This window comes from Paenimyroides marinum (assembly GCF_900108395.1).
Classification (GTDB): Bacteria; Bacteroidota; Bacteroidia; order Flavobacteriales; family Flavobacteriaceae; genus Flavobacterium; species Flavobacterium marinum.
Map to the genome: position 1 here is coordinate 1 of NZ_FNXE01000046.1, position 17,750 is coordinate 17,750.

The window sequence follows — 17,750 nt, forward strand, 5'->3', positions numbered from 1 at the left end:
CAAAATAGCCGAAGGACATACCAAAAACGAAAAAAGCGAAATAAATCACCCTGCCTTCAGACTTCTTTGTTCTAAAATAAGGGGGAGGTGGGTTTTGGGGGAAACTAAAAAGATGTATTGATATTCAATAGATTAGCAACTAATTTTGCCCTATTTGAAAGATTGCCCGTTTAGTAGTGATTTTAAATAAATAAATCATGAAAAAGTTAGTAGTAGTAATGGCTGTTCTTTTCTCGGTAATGGGATTTAGCCAGGTAAATGAAAAAGTAGATAAAAAACAAGATGTTAAACGTACAGAAAAACGAAGCAAAGAAGGAAAAGAGAATCGTTTTTTAGAAGATTTTAAGGATTTGGATTTATCCGAAAAGCAGCAAAATGAATTAAAAGCTATTTTTGAAGCAGAACGAAACAGTATGAAACAGAATCGTTTCCGTTCAAAAAACGATGGAGAATCAAAAAGACTGTCGGAATCAGAAATGAAAGAAATGCGCGGAAAAATGAAAGAACGCCGAGAAGCTTTAGACGGTCGTGTAAAAAACATTCTTTCTGAAGAACAATATGGCAAATGGAAAGAACAACAAGATGCTAAAATGAGAGAACGTCTTTCTAGAGGATAAAAAAAGTGACTGAATTTCAGTCACTTTTTTGTTTATCTATTCATTAATTCCTCAATTTCATCTGCTTCCAACGGAATGTTTTTCATTAAATTCAATGGCAAGCCTTGGCTTTGAATCACGTAATCATCTTCTAAACGGATACCGAATCCTTCTTCAGGGATATAGAATCCCGGTTCATTGGTAAACACCATTCCTTCAACAAAATCGTCGGTTAAAATGCCGTAATCGTGTGTGTCCAATCCCATGTGGTGTGATGTTCCGTGCATCATATATTTTTTATACGCTGGCCAGTCGGGGTTTTCGTTTTGCACATCGGCTTTGTCTAATAGCCCTAAACCTAACAATTCTGAAGTATAGATTTTTCCTAATTCCTTATGGTAGTCATACCAATTGTTTCCGGCAACCAATAGTGTTTCTGCAGCTTTTTTACAACGTAATACAGCATCATAAACTTCTCTTTGTCTTGGGGTAAATCTGCCATTCACGGGAATGGTTCTGGATAAGTCCGATGAATAATTAGCGTATTCTGCAGCTACGTCAAACAAAATCAAATCACCGTCTTTACATTGTTGGTTGTTTTCAATGTAATGCAATACATTGGCATTGTTTCCCGAAGCAATAATAGGTGTGTAGGCAAAACCTTTAGATCGGTTGCGTAAAAATTCATGGGCAAATTCGGCTTCAATTTCGTATTCCCAGACACCCGGTTTTACAAAACCTAAAATTCTGCGGAAACCTTTTTCAGTAATGTCACAAGCGTGTTGAATCAATGCGATTTCTTCTTGTTCTTTTACCGAACGCAAACGCTGTAAAATAGGGTTTGAACGTAAATATTGATGTGCCGGATAATCTTGTTTTAGTTTTTTAATGAAACGATCCTCTCGGGTTTCTGTTTCCACGGAAGCACGATAATGTTCGTTATTATTAATGTACACATTTTCAGCTTCCACCATCATTTTTCTGAAAATCGCAGGGAAATCCGACAACCAATAAACGGTTTTAATACCCGAAACTTCAAAAGCACGTTCTTTGGTCAGTTTTTCGCCTTCCCAAATAGCAATGTGTTCGTTGGTTTCACGCAAAAACAATACTTCGCGGTGTTTCTCTTCAAAAGCATCCGGAAAAAGTACCAGAATAGATTCTTCCTGATCAACGCCCGATAAATAAAATATATCGCGGTGCTGTGCAAAAGGTAAGGTTGAGTCGGCAGAAACCGGATAAATATCGTTAGAATTAAATACGGCTAAACTCTGCGGAACCATTTGAGCGACGAACTTTTTACGGTTTTTTATAAAAAGATTTCGGTCTATTTGATGATATTTCATTGGTATAAGTTTTTTAGAATTACTATTTTCAAAAGTACGCAAATGTCAAAAAGAAAAAACCAGCCAAATGGCATTATTTTATGTTTTTGCGAATCCGGCTCATGTGCCGGTCGGATATTCCCAAAAGTGATGAGAGGTAATGCAACGGAATGTCGTGTATTAATTTAGGTTCGTTTTCTAATAATTTCTGATAACGTTCTTCGGGCGAAAGCGTAAGAAGATCCAACCGGTATTCATCAATCAAACACAATTGTTTTTCAATAAGATTGTAATAAAACTTGTGAAAATCAGGGTTGTTTTCACGCAATTTTAAGAAAACGTCGCGGCTCATAATCCATAAACGGCAATCAAAAAGTGCTTTGATGCTTTTTCGCGAAGGCTGTTGAAGTAAAAAACTATTCAACGCCACCGTTACTGTGTTCTGCATGCCTAAATAGGTGGTTTTTTCTTGTCCGTCAATTTCAATAGTATGCCGTAAAACACCTTCATCTATAAAACAGAAATACTTACAAACTTCACCTTGTTTCACTAAGAAACCGTTTTTCTTTAAAGTAATTTCTTTAAAAAAACTGCGGAAAGGCTTTAAGGTAGTTCTTAAATTTTCTGAAGAAAACCCAAACGGTTCATTAAAAAACAAGTTAGAATGATGGTGCATTTCTGTGAAAGAATTAAAATTTGAATATATGCAATTATTTAGTTATTTTAATCACAAATTTCTCTGTACTTAGAAGAAAAAACAAATGTTCTTTCAAAGATACAAAGTTTTTAAAGCAACTTTTAAAAGCTTAACATTTTTTATTATTTTTGGTAGATTTCATTCTTTATTGTTTATGAAAAATTTTTCAGAGATTTTATTTTTATTGATTCTTTTAGTGTCTTGTAAGAAAGATTACGAAATAGAACGGAGTTTCTATTACTGGCAGAACAATTCTGGCTATAATATTGATTTTGAAAAAGTGGAGGAATTAGGTACAAAAAAGATTTATTTCAAATTTTTTGAGGTTGATTATAGCGAAACCATGGGGAATTTTCCTTTTAGTAAAAACAAACCTTATTTTTGGCGAGAGAAAGCAGAAGATTCTTTAACAATTGTCCCTGTTGTTTTTATAAAGAATGAAATTTTTCATTACAACAACGAAAAAGATTTAGACAAACTTGCTGATAATATTGTTTACTTGATTGAAAAATACCATAAAGAAGCGGTGACCGACAGAACAGAGCTTGTTTTCGATGAAATTCAGATTGATTGCGACTGGACAAAATCTACCAAAGAAAAATATTTTTATTTGCTGAAGAAAATCAAAACGAGATCAAACAAAACAATCAGCTGTACCTTGAGATTATATCCTTATGCCTATCCTGATATTATGGGAATTCCGCCAGTTGATAAAGCAACCTTGATGTGTTACAATCTTATAAAACCATTGACAGAGAAAAATAAAAATTCAATTCTTGATGTTGATGAACTGGAAAAATATCTGAAAAACAAGAAAAAATATCCGTTGCATACAGATATCGCCCTGCCCATCTTCAACTGGACACAACTTTACAAAAACAATCGTTTTGCAGGATTAATTGACATAGACGAGAAAAGCATTGCGTCTTTTGCTAGACAAACAGAACCAATGTGGTATGAAATTAATAAAGACACAGTAATAAATTACGACAGCTATTTTAGAAAAGGCGACCAAGTGAAATGTGAAACCATTACAATAGACGAATTGAACAAAAGCGTTGATTTATTGAAAAAATACCTTAATATTGAAGGAAAAACAACCGTTACTTTATTTGATTTAGACAGTAAAACATTTAAAATAAGAACAAATGCAGAATTGGAAGCTCTCTATAATCGTTTTCTTCAGTAGCGCTTTCACAGCATCGGCTTGTGGTTTTTCTCCGTTTGGCGAAGATATTCGCTTTTCGTTATTCCTGCCAAAATATATAAAGGTTCAGGGGTACGAATCTTTTTGCTATCATTCTGATTTGCTGTATTACGAGGAATCCGAAAGTATATTTTCTGCAAATGTTTTAGATTGGTATCAGTTTACCGGCAAGCAAGTAGATATAAGCCATATTAAGTCGTTTTTTGCAAATTATGATTACCGTGATATTAATGAAAAATCCGACAATTTGTTTGTACAGTTTTTGTATAAAAACAAGCAGTATGGGGTTTTAAAATATTTGATAAATGCTAAAAAAACAGAACCGTTTAACAGTGTTTTATTTGAAAACGACGCTTGGGAGTTGCAACAGGCAGATCTGCAATCGCAGCGTGGTTTGTTTATCAAAAAAATAGAAAACGATTTACAACAAGAAAACGATGTGTTTTTACAAAGAAAATACGCTTTTTTAATCATACGGTTGGCTTATTACGACAATGATCTGCACAAAATAGAACATCTTTTTGAAGAGTATTTTAAGAATTCAAATCAGGATTATCTGTATTATTGGAGCTTGTATTTTTTCTGCTTTACAGATAAAGCAACCTCTTTGGATATTGCCAATGTTTTTGAGCATTCTGAAGATAAAAGATATGCTTCGTATTACTATTTTAAGGATAGATTTAATTTGAACGAAGCTTTGCAGCTGTCAAAAAACAGTTGTGAAAAAGCAAGTGTTTATGCTTTTGCATCTATTCAGAAAATCGACAGGAATTTAGTAAATTTAAAAGCTGTTTATCAAAACAATCCTAAATCCAAATCACTCGAAGCGTTGTTGCTGAGAGAAATTAACAAGTTAGAAGATTGGATTTACACGCCTTATTACACCAATTACCTGTCTTCAACGGTATATGATTTTTGGAATGATTCCCAGAAAGAAACGATGAATACTTTGCAAAACAGGTCAGAAAATGACCGTTTGTACGCAAAAGAAGTGCTGGATTTTATAACGAATGTGAATTTCGGCAAAACGGATAATCCGTTGCCTTGGAAATCTGCCGAAATCCAACTGCTTTTTATGACGCGGAAATACGATCAATGCCTGCAAAAGATTGAAATGTTTGTAAAAGAAAATCCTGATGAGAAAGTAATCGGACAATTTGAACAGATAAAAGCACTTTGTTTGGTTTCTAAACAAGAAAAAGGAAAGGCAGAAGTAACCGAAGAAGTGCAAAAAATTGTATTAAAGCAATCGCTAAATGCTAAATTTCTTTTTGCTTTGGGCAGGGAATTGGAATATCGGGAAAATTATACCGATGGTTTGGCTCTTATTTCTTATGCTGACAAGATAGGGCAAAGCATTTATGATTATGACCGCATCTTTTGGCGTGGAAACCGTTTAAGAACGTCGGGAAATTTAGATTATTTTTATAGCTATTTTGATTATCTTGATTTTGTTTATGATGCTCAGGAACTGAAAAAAGTACTCGATAGTATTGATCTCTCTGCAGCAAATCCGTATCAAAAAAACATTTACAGCGTATTGAAAAATGATTATTTAAAATTGAAGGATTTGTTAGGAACAAAATTTTTGAGAGAAAATAATCTGCCGGAAGCCTATACAGTTTTTAAGTCGATGGACAATGGATATTGGGAAGAAAATTACAACGCTTGGGAACGTACCGAATTAGATTATGGTTATCATACGTTTGAGCAAAATCCGTTTTATGATTTTAAATACACAACAGGTTTTATTCCGCACCAAGAAAAGTTTATCGTTTCAAAATTATCTGTGGTTGAACATTTGTTGAAATTTCAAAAGTTAGCTGATGATACCAAAAATCCAGATAGAGATTACTATTATTTCATCATTGCAAATTGTTATTACAATATGTCCGATGAAGGAAATTCGTGGGTAATGCGGCGTTTTTCTTCAACATCTGATTATTGGTCTTATAGTTCAGAATACGAATCTTATATAGATGAAGCTGAATACAGAAATCGTCTGCTGGCACAGAACTATTATCGTTTGGCATATCAAAATGCAAAAAGTAATAAATTTAAAGCACTTTGTTTAAGAATGGAAGAGCTTGCTGCCGATGGTTATCCTTCCCAATTTCCGAAAGTGAAAGAAGAATTTTCCGAATATTATAAAGACTTATCGTCTTGTTATAGTTTAAACCAATATTTTTTAAGCAGAACAAAATAACGTTTCAGGCCAAAACTAATTGATTAAAGATTTAATATGACTATTTTTGTAGATAAATAATTACGTATAAAAATCATTTATTTATAGATTATGTTCCTTAAAAAAATCTTTTCAATAGCAGCATTTGCATTTTGTATAGCTAATGTCCAAGCTCAAATTCAGCCTTATCAAATTTACACGATCAACGGTAAAAAGACATCCTTTGAAAAAATGATGAAAGAGCTAAATAAAACAGATGTTGTTTTGTTTGGCGAATTACACAACAATGCCATTGCGCATTATTTGCAGGTAAAAGTTGCTAAAACCTTGTTTGAAAATAAAGAAAAGCAATTGATTATTGGTGCTGAAATGTTTGAGCGTGATCAGGCGGAAATCCTTCAAAACTATGTAAAAGGAAATTTAGACGAAAAAGAGTTTGAAGAACAAATGCGTTTGTGGAACAATTATAAAACCGATTACAAACCTCTTTTAAACTTTGCCAAAGATCATAAAATTAATTATGTGGCAACCAATGTACCGCGTCGTTATGCAAGTTTGGTTTACAAAAAAGGAGTGGAAGCTTTGGATACCTTGTCATTAGAAGAAAAATCATGGTTGGCTCCGTTGCCCTTTCCGTATGATAAAAACCTGCCGAGCTACGTAAAAATGATGGATATGTTTAAAGACAGTAACCACGCCAATGAAAATTTTCCGAAATCGCAAGCTATAAAAGATGCTACAATGGCTCATTTTTTAGTTACAGAATTACAGCCAAATAATATCTTTTTACATTTAAATGGTTCGTACCACAGCGATAATTTTGAAGGAATTGGCTGGTACATCAATCAATACAATAAAAATCTACAAGTAAAAACAATTAGCGTTGTTGAACAAAAAAGCGTAGAAAGTCTTGACAAAGAGTATCTTAATAAAGCCAATTTTATCATTGTAGTTGATGCAGATATGCCTAAAAGTTACGAATAGTATAATGAAAACATTGATTTACACTTAAATATCTAATTGTTTAAACTGATTATAAATAGCAAAATAAACCAATTAACATTTTTTTTGTTTTTATAATTAGCTGTATTTTTGTGTGATTTTTTTAAGAAGAAAAACTAGTAACATTACATTATGGCAAAATCTGCACTATTAAAGTCGTCACTTGGTAAAAAATACTGGATGGCACTTACGGGGTTATTTTTATGCTTGTTTTTAGTAGGTCACTTAGCGGGTAACTTGCAGTTGATTTTTGGAACCGATTTACAGTTCAATCAATATGCGTACTTTATGACCTCTAATCCGGCAGTGAAAATTTTATCGTACTTAACGTATTTTTCAATCTTATTTCACGCGGTAGATGGTATCATGTTAACCATTCAAAACAAAAAAGCGCGACCGGTAGGATACGTAAAAAACAATGCAGCGGCAAACAGTACTTGGCAATCAAGAAACATGGCGGTTTTAGGAACGTTATTGTTGGTTTTCATTGCAACGCACATGGTAAACTTCTGGGCTAAAATGCACTTTTCAGAAATGCCTTTGCAACAACAAACGGTTTCACAGCCAATTCCAATGACAAACGAAAAAATTGATGTAGTTGTTTACAATACCACAACAGGAAGCTTTATTGCACAACAACAAGTAGAAGGCGGAGAGTTTGAAGTAAGAAACAATAAAGAATTTTACATCAAAGGTTCTGACATTAAATTTGCAGAAGGGTATAAAGATTTATACAAAATCACTGTAGATTTCTTTAAAGATCCTTCTTACGGATTGGTTTTTACTTTATTCTACGTGTTTTCAATGGCGGTGCTGGCATTCCACTTATTACATGGTTTTGCAAGTGCGTTTCAATCATTAGGGGCTAATAATCCTAAATACAACGGATTAATTAAAGGATTAGGTAAATTATTTGCAATCATTGTTCCTTTATTGTTTGCAATCATCCCGATTTACATTCACTTCATTAAATAATCATATAAAGTTAGATTGATTATGGCATTAGATAATAAAATTCCACAAGGTCCAATTGCAAGCAAATGGACAGACTATAAAAATCACATCAACCTGATCAACCCGGCAAACAAACGTAACATTGATGTTATTATTGTTGGTACTGGTTTGGCAGGTGGTTCGGCAGCAGCCACTTTAGCAGAATTAGGATATAATGTAAAAGCATTCTGCTACCAGGATTCTCCTCGTCGTGCACACTCTATTGCAGCACAAGGGGGGATCAACGCAGCTAAAAATTATCAGGGAGACGGTGACTCTGTTTACCGCTTGTTTTACGAAACAGTAAAAGGAGGCGATTACCGTGCCCGTGAAGCAAACGTTCACCGTTTGGCTGAGGTTTCAGTAAATATCATTGATCAATGTGTGGCTCAGGGTGTACCATTGGCTCGTGAATACGGTGGTTTATTAGACAACCGCTCATTTGGTGGAACACAGGTTTCACGTACATTCTACGCTAAAGGTCAAACAGGTCAGCAATTATTATTAGGGGCTTATTCTGCAATGAACCGTCAAATTGGTCGTGGAAAAATCAAAATGTACAACCGTCACGAAATGTTAGATGTTGTAATTGTGGACGGAAAAGCACGCGGAATCATTGCGCGTAACTTGGTTACAGGAGAAATTGAACGTCACTCTGCACACGCTGTAGTTATTGCAACAGGTGGTTACGGAAACGTATTTTTCTTATCAACAAACGCAATGGGTTCTAACGTAACAGCAGCCTGGAAAGCACACAAACGCGGTGCTTACTTTGCAAACCCTTGTTACACACAAATTCACCCAACATGTATCCCGGTTACCGGTGATCATCAGTCAAAATTAACATTGATGTCTGAATCATTACGTAACGACGGACGCATCTGGGTTCCAAAGAAATTAGAAGATGCACAGGCAATCCGTGAAGGAAAATTAAAACCAACACAAATTGCCGAAGCTGATAGAGATTATTATTTAGAGCGCCGTTATCCGTCATTTGGTAACCTGGTTCCCCGTGATGTTGCGTCACGTGCGGCTAAAGAGCGTTGCGATGCCGGTTTTGGTGTAAACGCTACAGGTGAAGCTGTTTATTTAGATTTTGCTTCGGCTATTGACCGTTACGGTAAAGAGCAGGCGCGTATCCACCATTTGGATGAAAACGATGCAAAATTAGTTTACGATTTAGGTAAAAAAGTAGTAGAGAACAAATATGGAAACTTATTCCAGATGTACTACAAAATCGTTGACGAAGATCCGTATACAACACCAATGATGATCTATCCGGCAGTACACTATACCATGGGTGGTGTTTGGGTTGATTACAACTTAATGACTACAATCGAAGGTTGTTACTGTTTAGGTGAGGCAAACTTCTCTGATCACGGAGCGAACCGTTTAGGAGCTTCTGCTTTGATGCAAGGTTTGGCAGACGGATACTTTGTGTTGCCTTACACCATTGGAGATTATTTGTCAAAAGATATTCGTACCGGTAAAATTTCGACTGATACACCTGAATTTGAGGAAGCTGAAAACAATGTCCGTTCAATGATTGATCACTTAATGAACAATAAAGGAGAACATTCAGTTGACTACTTCCATAAAAAATTAGGTAAAATCATGTGGAATAAGGTTGGAATGGCTCGTAATGCACAAGGTTTAACAGAAGCTATGGACGAAATTGCTGCATTGCGCGAAGACTTCTACAAAAACGTAAAAGTATCCGGAAAAGCCGAATCATTCAACCAAGAGTTAGAAAAAGCCCTGCGTGTAGCCGATTTCTTAGAATTAGGTGAGTTATTTGCTAAAGATGCGTTACATCGCGAAGAATCTTGTGGAGGTCACTTCCGTGAAGAACACCAGACAGAAGAAGGAGAGGCAAAACGCGACGATGAGAACTTCTCGTATGTGGCGGCTTGGGAATACAAAGGAAATCCGCGTGAAGCAGTTCTTCACAAAGAATCTTTAGTATATGAAAATATTAAAATGGTAACCCGTAGTTATAAATAATATTGGAGTAAAGATGAAAGATTTACGTTTTTCATCTTTCTCTGTTGTAAAAATTCGAATCAAATGAATCTTACATTAAAAATTTGGCGTCAAAAAAACGCAAAAGATAAAGGTCAAATGGTTGATTATAAAATCGGCGGTATTGAACCTGATATGTCATTCCTTGAAATGTTAGACGTTTTAAATAACGAATTAGTTGAAAAAGGAGATGATCCGGTAGCTTTTGATCACGATTGTCGTGAAGGAATCTGTGGTATGTGTTCTTTATTCATCAATGGTGAGGCACACGGACCAGATCGCGGTATTACAACTTGCCAGTTACACATGCGTAAATTTAAAGACGGAGATACTATTTATATTGAGCCGTTCCGTGCAAAAGCTTTTCCGGTAATTAAAGACTTGGTGGTTGATCGTTCATCGTTTGACCGCATTCAGCATGCCGGTGGATTTATTTCGGTGAACACTTCAGGAAATACGCAGGATGCTAACAACATTCCAATCAAAAAACACGATGCAGACCGTGCGTTCGATGCGGCAACATGTATTGGTTGTGGTGCTTGTGTGGCTTCTTGTAAAAACTCATCGGCCATGTTATTCGTTTCAGCTAAAGTTTCTCAGTTTGCTTTGTTGCCACAAGGTCGCGTAGAGGCTACAGAACGTGTGTTAAACATGGTAGAGGCAATGGATCAGGAAGGATTTGGTAACTGTACCAATACCGGAGCTTGTGAGGTAGAATGTCCTAAAGGAATTTCTTTAGAAAACATTGCACGTATGAACCGTGAATATTTAGCCGCTTCTATTAAATAAGCAGTTAAAATAAATAATTTGAAAAAATCCGGACTTTATGTTCGGATTTTTTTATTTTAGTACAAATTATAAACTTATAAAATGAAACATTTTTACACATTATTACTGCTTTTTGTTGCTAATGCAGCTTTTTCTCAATTTGTTCATATGCGTCCGGGAGAAGAGGCTCCTGAACAAGTAGAATTGGTAATGAATGACAATACCTCAAGAATAGGAAATGTTAAAAATAACCGAGCAGATAAAATTGCTTTGCGTATTCTTTCTCAAGATACAAATGCTTTTAGACACGCATCTGTAGAAGTGGAATATATCCAATTTAAGCCGGAAGGGTCTGAAATTTATGAAAAAATTCCTGCTGAAAAAATCAAGAAAATTGTTTTCTTAGGCGAAGATCCTGAGACTTTTGATAGAATCAATGTATATAAATTTAAAAAGAAAACCTTAGAAGTGGATCGTGAAAACGTAGCTTATATGTTTCAAACGGCGAAAGTTGATGATGTTTTTAAAGTGTATTCTAACCTTTATTTTGGTACAAGAGGAGCCGCTTCTCAATTTAATTACTTTGCAAAATTACGTGATAGTAATGAAACGTATTATTTTAATATGTCTGTGGGGTATCTTCCAAGAATTTTTCCATTATTCAAAATTTTCGCACCAAAAAATGAAAGATACACTAATTATATTGATAAATTAAGAGATAAAAAATCAGACGAATATAAAGAATTTGATAAGCTGAGAAATGAGCAATTAGAGAAAATAAATGCTTATTTAAAAGAGAATAAAAAGAGTTTGGATTTTTTGGAAAAAGAATCTATTAAAACGAATGGTTTTTATAATTTCCTGTTTTATTTTATGGGAAAAAAATTAGAACAGTTTTCAAACTGATTCTTATTTCATGAATTAGAAGTATGAAAATAGCCTTACTACAATTGGATACCCTTTGGGAAGATAAAGTCGCCAATTTAGAAAATGTTACCGAGTTAATAGGATCATTACCTGATGATGTGGATTTGGTGGTTTTGCCTGAAATGTTTACCACGGGCTTTACCATGAATCCGGAAGTTGTTGCTGAAGAAGAACAAGGAAAGACATTACAAATTATTCAAGAATTAGCTTTAAATAAACAAACTGCTATTACAGGCAGTTGGGTTGTAAAAGAAGAAAATAATTATTATAACCGCTTGTTTTTTGTTTTTCCTAACAAATCTTACAAAACCTATAATAAACGCCATTTGTTTACATTAGCAGGCGAGGAAAAAGTTTATAAACCGGGTAATAAAAAATTAATTGTTTCGTACAAAGGCTGGAATATTTGCCCGTTGGTTTGTTACGATCTGCGCTTTCCGGTTTATTCGCGAATTGTAAACCAAAATTACGATTTGCTGGTTTATGTAGCTTCGTGGCCTGATCGCCGTATTGATGCTTGGGATGCCTTGTTAAAAGCCCGTGCTATTGAAAACATGAGTTATGTGGTAGCCGTAAACCGTTGCGGAACCGACCCTAACAGTGTGTTTTATTCGGGGCATTCACAAGCGTTAGATTATATGGGCAGTTACTTACAACCGCCAATGACCAACGAAAACGTTAAAATAATAACTATAGAAAAAGAACCGTTTTTAAAAGCCCGAACCAAACTGGCTTTTTTAAACGATACAGATAATTTCGAGATAAAATAGTAAAAACTATCTTTTAAAAAAATAACATTTCATAAAAACAAATTTTTTAATAAAATTAACATCGTGTTAATTTTTTTTGTTATATTTACAATTCAACTAATTAAAAAATAAGTATTTATGAGTAATTTTACTAAAATTTTGTGGGGGGGGGTAATTGCCCTAAGCCTTACAGCGTGTAGTAGCGACAGTGTTTTTGACGAGCAAAATACTGATGAAGAACTGCCAATGAGCACCAACAGTTTTAACAATCAAAACAGTGGGCAATATGCCGGGTCTGGACCAGGTGGTATAGGTTGGTGGGGTATCAATTATATTTCTCCTTGGGATATTTGGTTTAGAGGGGCTTCTGTGAACGGTTTAGATGATTTGCAACCATTTTATTACTTTACCAACGGAAATATGGAAGATGTTACCCCTTATGATATCAGGGCTTTTGCGTATGCAGGTTTGGCGTATTTTGACAATACTGATGACGGTGTTTTTCACGATGTGGCTCAATTAGATCCCGTTACAGGTTTACCAATCCAAATTGCAGATATGGCAACTAACCCCACGCAATTTCCAAATTTATATCCTGCTGCTAATCCTCACGAGGTTGGTAACTTGGTAAGAATACCTATGCCAATTGATGTGCCTGCTTATCCAACTCCTAATTCCTCAGTTCGTATAGGAGATAGAAACAACCACCTGCCTGTAATTGGGGCAACTAATGCCGCTCCAAAATATCCTACTCCTTATCCGGGTTTTAATTTTGGCGGAACCATAACGCCGCAAGAAAGAGATTTATTAGCCAATTACGGTAAAATATTCTTTTACGAAGTACATGTGTACGATAAAGTTACCGGTGCACCAGTGTTAACTACCATGATGCACCCTAAAATTGAAACATTACCTACAGGTTCAAACGTGGATCCGGGTTGGAAACCCGTAGATTATTTATCAGGAAATCATCTTACAGGACACGTACCAACTTTAGGTAATTTTGATTTGTATTACTTTTATGATGATACCATGCCGGCACCTGGCAAAACAAAATGGGATATAAACGATCCTTTTTATAGTAATTTGTGTAACTCTCGCGAGGTGGTTTTTGATGTGCCTGCGGCGGTTGCACCTTATGAGGTACAAATTGACCCCGTATTCAAGGTTACTTTAGATTTTTTTGCAACCGGGCAAACAGGCTGGGTTAACTCGGCACTGTATTTAAACCTGCACAGTAAATAAATCATTTTATAAAAAGGCTGTGAAATTGCAGCCTTTTTAAATTTTAAAAATACAATTATGAAAAAGTATATACTGTTTTTAATACCGTTATTGTTTATAAACACCCTATACAGCCAGGTGCTGTATGAGGAAACTTTTGATAACCTTACCACTGGTGATTTAGCCCCTAATGGAGCAACACCCGGGCAAGGTGGCTGGTACGTTACTTTAACCTCATCTGGTAAAGCTAAAGTTGTACAGGAGCCTACTAAAGGCAAAGTGTTGTCGGCAGAAGTAGATATTGCAGGCGGTATTAATTGTAAACAAACAAATGTACAGCCAATATGGGGTAACAGAACAGCGGGCAACAACATCTTGTTGTTAGAGTATGATTTTTACGCACCAGACTTGGGGAATGTTGGTCATATTTCCCGTTTTGTGGTAGGAGGAGTTAATGGTAATCTTATTGATATGATACTAACAACAGAGTATGATGCGGTGTTACAGACAAAAGAAACAGAACTTTATCTTTCTTCTGGAAAGACCTATAAAAACTTTACTTACGAAGAATTGTGGTTTACTGTAAAATTTTATGTAGATTATAATACAGATAAACTATATTTACATATACCTGCATTAGGCATTTTGTATGGGGCTTCATATACAACCACGCCTGGTGACGTAAGTCAATTTTCTATAGGGTCAGCAATAAACGATGCTTATACAGGTGCGTTTCATAAATACGATAACGTTCGTTTAACGTCGTTAAAAAGTTTACCTACAGAGTTGTTAAGCACAAATGATTTTATTTCAGAAAAATTTAATCTATACCCCAACCCTGCAACTACTATGGTAAACATTACCAACAATGAAAATAGGTTGGTAAACCAGGTAACTGTTTACGATACAACAGGTAAGTTAATAAATACGCAAAATTATAACAACGAAGCCGAAATACAGTTAAATGTAGAAAACTTGGCAAGCGGTACGTATATGCTACATTTACAAACCAATGAAGGCACAGCAGTTAAAAAGCTGGTTAAAAAGTAAAACAAAGAAGGTGTCCAAAAAGTAAAACAATTAAGTATAATTGTCATTCCGACGAAGGAGGAATCTCATATAATCAGCACTTTAGATTTTTGCTTCGCCAGTTCGCAAGCTCGGGTCGACTTCACTCCGTTTCGCTCAAAATGACACTTTTTGGACAACCTCTTCTTTTTAATTTGGCATTCCCAAGGTTTCGTTTAGTTCCCAGTTGGCTCTAATGTCAAATTCTTTTTGAAACCAAATCACGTTTTCGGGCTGACGTTTTTCTAAATAATTTCCGGTATCCCATTTTTGGTTGCCGTTGGCATCTTCAATAATCCGTACAAAATATTTTGCCGGTTCAATAGCCCTAAATTCAATGGTGCTGTCTCCGGTAAGGTATAAATAATCATACACTTTTTCGTCTTTGTTCAGCAGTTCAAAAATAATTGGGTAATGTACCGAGCCTTCTAACGTAAACGAGATATTTCCGTAATCGGTGAGTTTATTGGTTTGAAAACGCTGAATCATTTCCGTTTTTAACGAATTGTCATAAAAATCGGTCACGCTGTTTGGCTGTAAATACAAGGTGTATTTTTCCTCTTCGGTTTTATCAAACAAGACTTTTACTGTGTTGTTGATACTGTCTAATTTCAAATCAAACGGAATTTGCAATGAATCTTTCCCTATCAGTTGTATTAAATTCTTGTCAATCGTTTTAACAGGCGTATTGGTGGTAAAAGCAACAGTGTCTCTGTATTGAATGGTGCCGCTTTTGGTGAATTTAACTTGTAACGTATCAATCAATTTTACGTTTCGCTGGGTTACCGTATGTATTTTTTCATACGCATCGGCTTTGAAGCGAAATTGTAATGAATCATATTGAGCCATTGGGGTAAAAATGTAAATAGAATCTTTATTAGGTACTTTCACAAAATGCGATGCAATAGGCTCATTGTTGCCTGAAACCGTAAGTTGTAATTTTTTTATATCGCCCTCAAAACCTGCCAGCCATTTGTTCTGGCTAACCATTGACGGTCGGTAAGCATTCGCCGATTTTTCTTCCTGAAATAATTTTAAGCTGTAAATACTATCGGTAGGTAAGGTAATTGGGGTGGGATGAAAACCAATTTTATCTGATTTTGGATCAAAGCGGTAATTACTGCTTTTTTCCTGTAAGGCAACCAGATAATAACTGCCGCTTTTTAGGTTTTCTAAATCAACAGAAGTGATGCTGTCACGAGAACTGGCAACGTACAGCGGTTTTTTCTTGTAAATGGTTGAATCGGTAAAATCGGTTGCTTCGTATAACAAAACATTTACCAGACCTGATGTTTTTTTACTGTAAGCATCTTTGTAAGTTACCGAAGCTTTTAACGAATCAATGTATGTTCCGGTCGAAAAAACGTACTTGTAATTAGTGTACGGATTTCCTTCGTTATTATCCTGAATACTTTCACCAAAATTAAAACTGTAGGTGGTATTGGGTTTTAATGTGTCAAAAATTTTAATCTTGATAAACTTACTTGGATATCCCATAGGAATAATTTCGGGCTGCGTTTCCATGGGTGGCGATATGATCAACTGCTGGTTTACTTTATTTAGTTTTACATATTCGTCAAAATTAATCTGAATCTCTTTTTTGTCAAATGACGTACTGAAGTTTTCCGGTAAAGTTGATAAAATCACAGGAGCCAACGTGTCTTTTGCCCCGCCGGTTATGGTTCCACGTTTGGCGCAGTTGGTAAATAATACAAGGGTTAGCAGCAATAAAAAACTAAAATATCTTAAAAATTTCATCAGTTTCAATTTACCTTGCAAAGTAACCAATTTTATTTGTACTATGCTATTTTATAATTTTCGATTTAATTGGCTAATTGTCACATTCGCTAATTGTCACATTTGCTAATTAGCTCATTTGCTAATTAGCTCATTTGCTAATTAGCTCATTTGGTGTAAGCCATTGTTAGCACGCTTAAGTTATTAGAGGAGTTTTTAAGGATGCAATTTCCCGCATTTTGCAAGGTTGATCCCGTGGTCATTACATCGTCTATCAACAGAATATTTTTATGGTTTAAATGCTCGAATGTGGGGTTAATCTTAAATTCATTGGTAATTTTTGCCCGCTGAAAAATATTTTTATGTGTTTGTGTTTTGGTGTTCGATGTTTTAATCAGATAATCTTTATAGAAAGGAATGTTTAATTTACAACTTAATTCATTACAGAAAGTAGTTAACTGGTTGTATCCCCTTTTTTTCTCTTTTGACGGATGCAGCGGAATACACACCATAGCATCTGCCCAATTAAAAACCGAATGATTTTTTAGATGCTGTAAGGTTAAACCTGCAAGAAAACGACCAATTTTCTGTTGATTTTTGTATTTAAGCTGATGTAATAACTTTTGTGCGATTCCTTCTTCAGAAAAATACAAAACAGATACACAATGTGCTACCAATAATTTGCCATAAAAACGCCGTTTCATTTCAGAAGCATCATCAACCGAAACCGGAATGAAATTCAAATGAAACAGACAATTGTCACATAAAATATCGTCTTTGTTCTGTAACGCCTCTTCACATCCAAAACAAAAATGCGGATAAAATAAATCAAATACATTTTTAATCCATTCCATAATTTGCTTTTTTTGAAGTTACAAAAATTATCTTAAATTTGTGTATAAGGCACAAAATTTATGGCGATGAAACCTATTTACCTGAGTTCGATTATTATTTAGGATAAATATATTGTGTAAAAAAAGAAATAGTTGTATATTTAATTATCTGATTGTTAAATATTTAAACAACTATTTCTTATGATTAATTTCGATAAAATTACAGAAATTTTTTGTCTTGTTGATGAATTTTGCCAGCAATTTTTTCCTTTTCTTGAAAAAAACAGTATTGGAAACAAATCTAAAAGACCCCCAATGATGTCACCCAGTGAAATAATCAGTATTATGATTCTTTTTCATTTGAGCGGTTTCAGATGCTTTAAGCACTTTTACATTTTCTATATTCAAAAACATATG

At 34.9% G+C, this 17,750-nt stretch carries 15 protein-coding genes and 1 pseudogene; 12 read left to right on the forward strand and 4 right to left on the reverse strand.

Annotated features, from left to right (window positions below; translation table 11 throughout):
- The first annotated feature begins 197 nt into the window (after positions 1–197).
- A complete protein-coding gene (locus tag BLW20_RS12465) occupies positions 198–617 on the forward strand; it encodes a Spy/CpxP family protein refolding chaperone (RefSeq protein WP_091101678.1) in 420 nt (139 codons plus the stop codon).
- A 32-nt stretch (positions 618–649) separates the two neighbouring features.
- Here the strand turns inward: BLW20_RS12465 and BLW20_RS12470 are convergent, their stop codons facing one another.
- Together BLW20_RS12470 and BLW20_RS12475 are read right to left on the reverse strand one after the other, a co-directional pair.
- Positions 650–1,942: an aminopeptidase P family protein gene (locus tag BLW20_RS12470; protein WP_091101682.1), complete on the reverse strand. Its 1,293-nt coding sequence runs from the start codon at positions 1,940–1,942 to the stop codon at positions 650–652.
- A gap of 73 nt (positions 1,943–2,015) precedes the next feature.
- On the reverse strand, positions 2,016–2,597 hold the full coding sequence (locus BLW20_RS12475; RefSeq protein ID WP_091101686.1) for a Crp/Fnr family transcriptional regulator: 582 nt from the start codon (positions 2,595–2,597) through the stop codon (positions 2,016–2,018).
- Positions 2,598–2,772: 175 nt separating this feature from the next.
- Between BLW20_RS12475 and BLW20_RS12480 the strand changes: the two genes are divergently transcribed.
- The 10 genes from BLW20_RS12480 (at position 2,773) to BLW20_RS12525 (ending at position 14,745) form a co-directional block, all read left to right on the forward strand.
- The gene (locus BLW20_RS12480; RefSeq protein ID WP_143037795.1) at positions 2,773–3,807 is read left to right on the forward strand and encodes a hypothetical protein; all 1,035 of its coding nucleotides are present in this window, start codon (positions 2,773–2,775) and stop codon (positions 3,805–3,807) included.
- On the forward strand, positions 3,767–6,031 hold the full coding sequence (locus tag BLW20_RS12485; RefSeq protein ID WP_091101694.1) for a hypothetical protein: 2,265 nt from the start codon (positions 3,767–3,769) through the stop codon (positions 6,029–6,031). Before BLW20_RS12480 ends, BLW20_RS12485 begins: the two co-directional genes overlap by 41 nt.
- A gap of 210 nt (positions 6,032–6,241) precedes the next feature.
- Positions 6,242–6,994: a ChaN family lipoprotein gene (locus BLW20_RS12490; protein WP_245725330.1), complete on the forward strand. Its 753-nt coding sequence runs from the start codon at positions 6,242–6,244 to the stop codon at positions 6,992–6,994.
- A gap of 150 nt (positions 6,995–7,144) precedes the next feature.
- Positions 7,145–7,987, forward strand: a complete 843-nt coding sequence (locus BLW20_RS12495) for a succinate dehydrogenase cytochrome b subunit (RefSeq protein ID WP_091101700.1) — start codon at positions 7,145–7,147, stop codon at positions 7,985–7,987.
- Between the two features lie 21 nt (positions 7,988–8,008).
- Positions 8,009–10,009, forward strand: coding sequence for a fumarate reductase/succinate dehydrogenase flavoprotein subunit (locus tag BLW20_RS12500; RefSeq protein WP_091101728.1), 2,001 nt, complete (start codon positions 8,009–8,011; stop codon positions 10,007–10,009).
- 63 nt (positions 10,010–10,072) lie between these two features.
- Complete coding sequence (locus tag BLW20_RS12505) at positions 10,073–10,816, forward strand: succinate dehydrogenase/fumarate reductase iron-sulfur subunit (protein WP_091101704.1); 744 nt, start codon at positions 10,073–10,075, stop codon at positions 10,814–10,816.
- 81 nt (positions 10,817–10,897) lie between these two features.
- Positions 10,898–11,701, forward strand: a complete 804-nt coding sequence (locus tag BLW20_RS12510; protein WP_091101708.1) for a hypothetical protein — start codon at positions 10,898–10,900, stop codon at positions 11,699–11,701.
- Between the two features lie 23 nt (positions 11,702–11,724).
- Positions 11,725–12,492, forward strand: a complete 768-nt coding sequence (locus tag BLW20_RS12515; protein WP_091101711.1) for a nitrilase family protein — start codon at positions 11,725–11,727, stop codon at positions 12,490–12,492.
- A gap of 117 nt (positions 12,493–12,609) precedes the next feature.
- Positions 12,610–13,716: a hypothetical protein gene (locus BLW20_RS12520; protein ID WP_091101714.1), complete on the forward strand. Its 1,107-nt coding sequence runs from the start codon at positions 12,610–12,612 to the stop codon at positions 13,714–13,716.
- Between the two features lie 57 nt (positions 13,717–13,773).
- Positions 13,774–14,745 (forward strand): T9SS type A sorting domain-containing protein, encoded by a 972-nt coding sequence (locus BLW20_RS12525; protein WP_091101718.1) that lies wholly within the window; start codon positions 13,774–13,776, stop codon positions 14,743–14,745.
- Between the two features lie 168 nt (positions 14,746–14,913).
- Here BLW20_RS12525 and BLW20_RS12530 read toward each other — a convergent pair whose 3' ends face one another.
- Together BLW20_RS12530 and BLW20_RS12535 are read right to left on the reverse strand one after the other, a co-directional pair.
- Positions 14,914–16,521, reverse strand: coding sequence for an Ig-like domain-containing domain (locus BLW20_RS12530; protein WP_091101721.1), 1,608 nt, complete (start codon positions 16,519–16,521; stop codon positions 14,914–14,916).
- A gap of 146 nt (positions 16,522–16,667) precedes the next feature.
- Positions 16,668–17,354 (reverse strand): ComF family protein, encoded by a 687-nt coding sequence (locus BLW20_RS12535; protein WP_091101725.1) that lies wholly within the window; start codon positions 17,352–17,354, stop codon positions 16,668–16,670.
- A gap of 180 nt (positions 17,355–17,534) precedes the next feature.
- Between BLW20_RS12535 and BLW20_RS15010 the strand changes: the two are divergent.
- Positions 17,535–17,750 (forward strand): annotated as a pseudogene (locus tag BLW20_RS15010) (IS982 family transposase); the annotation flags it as partial.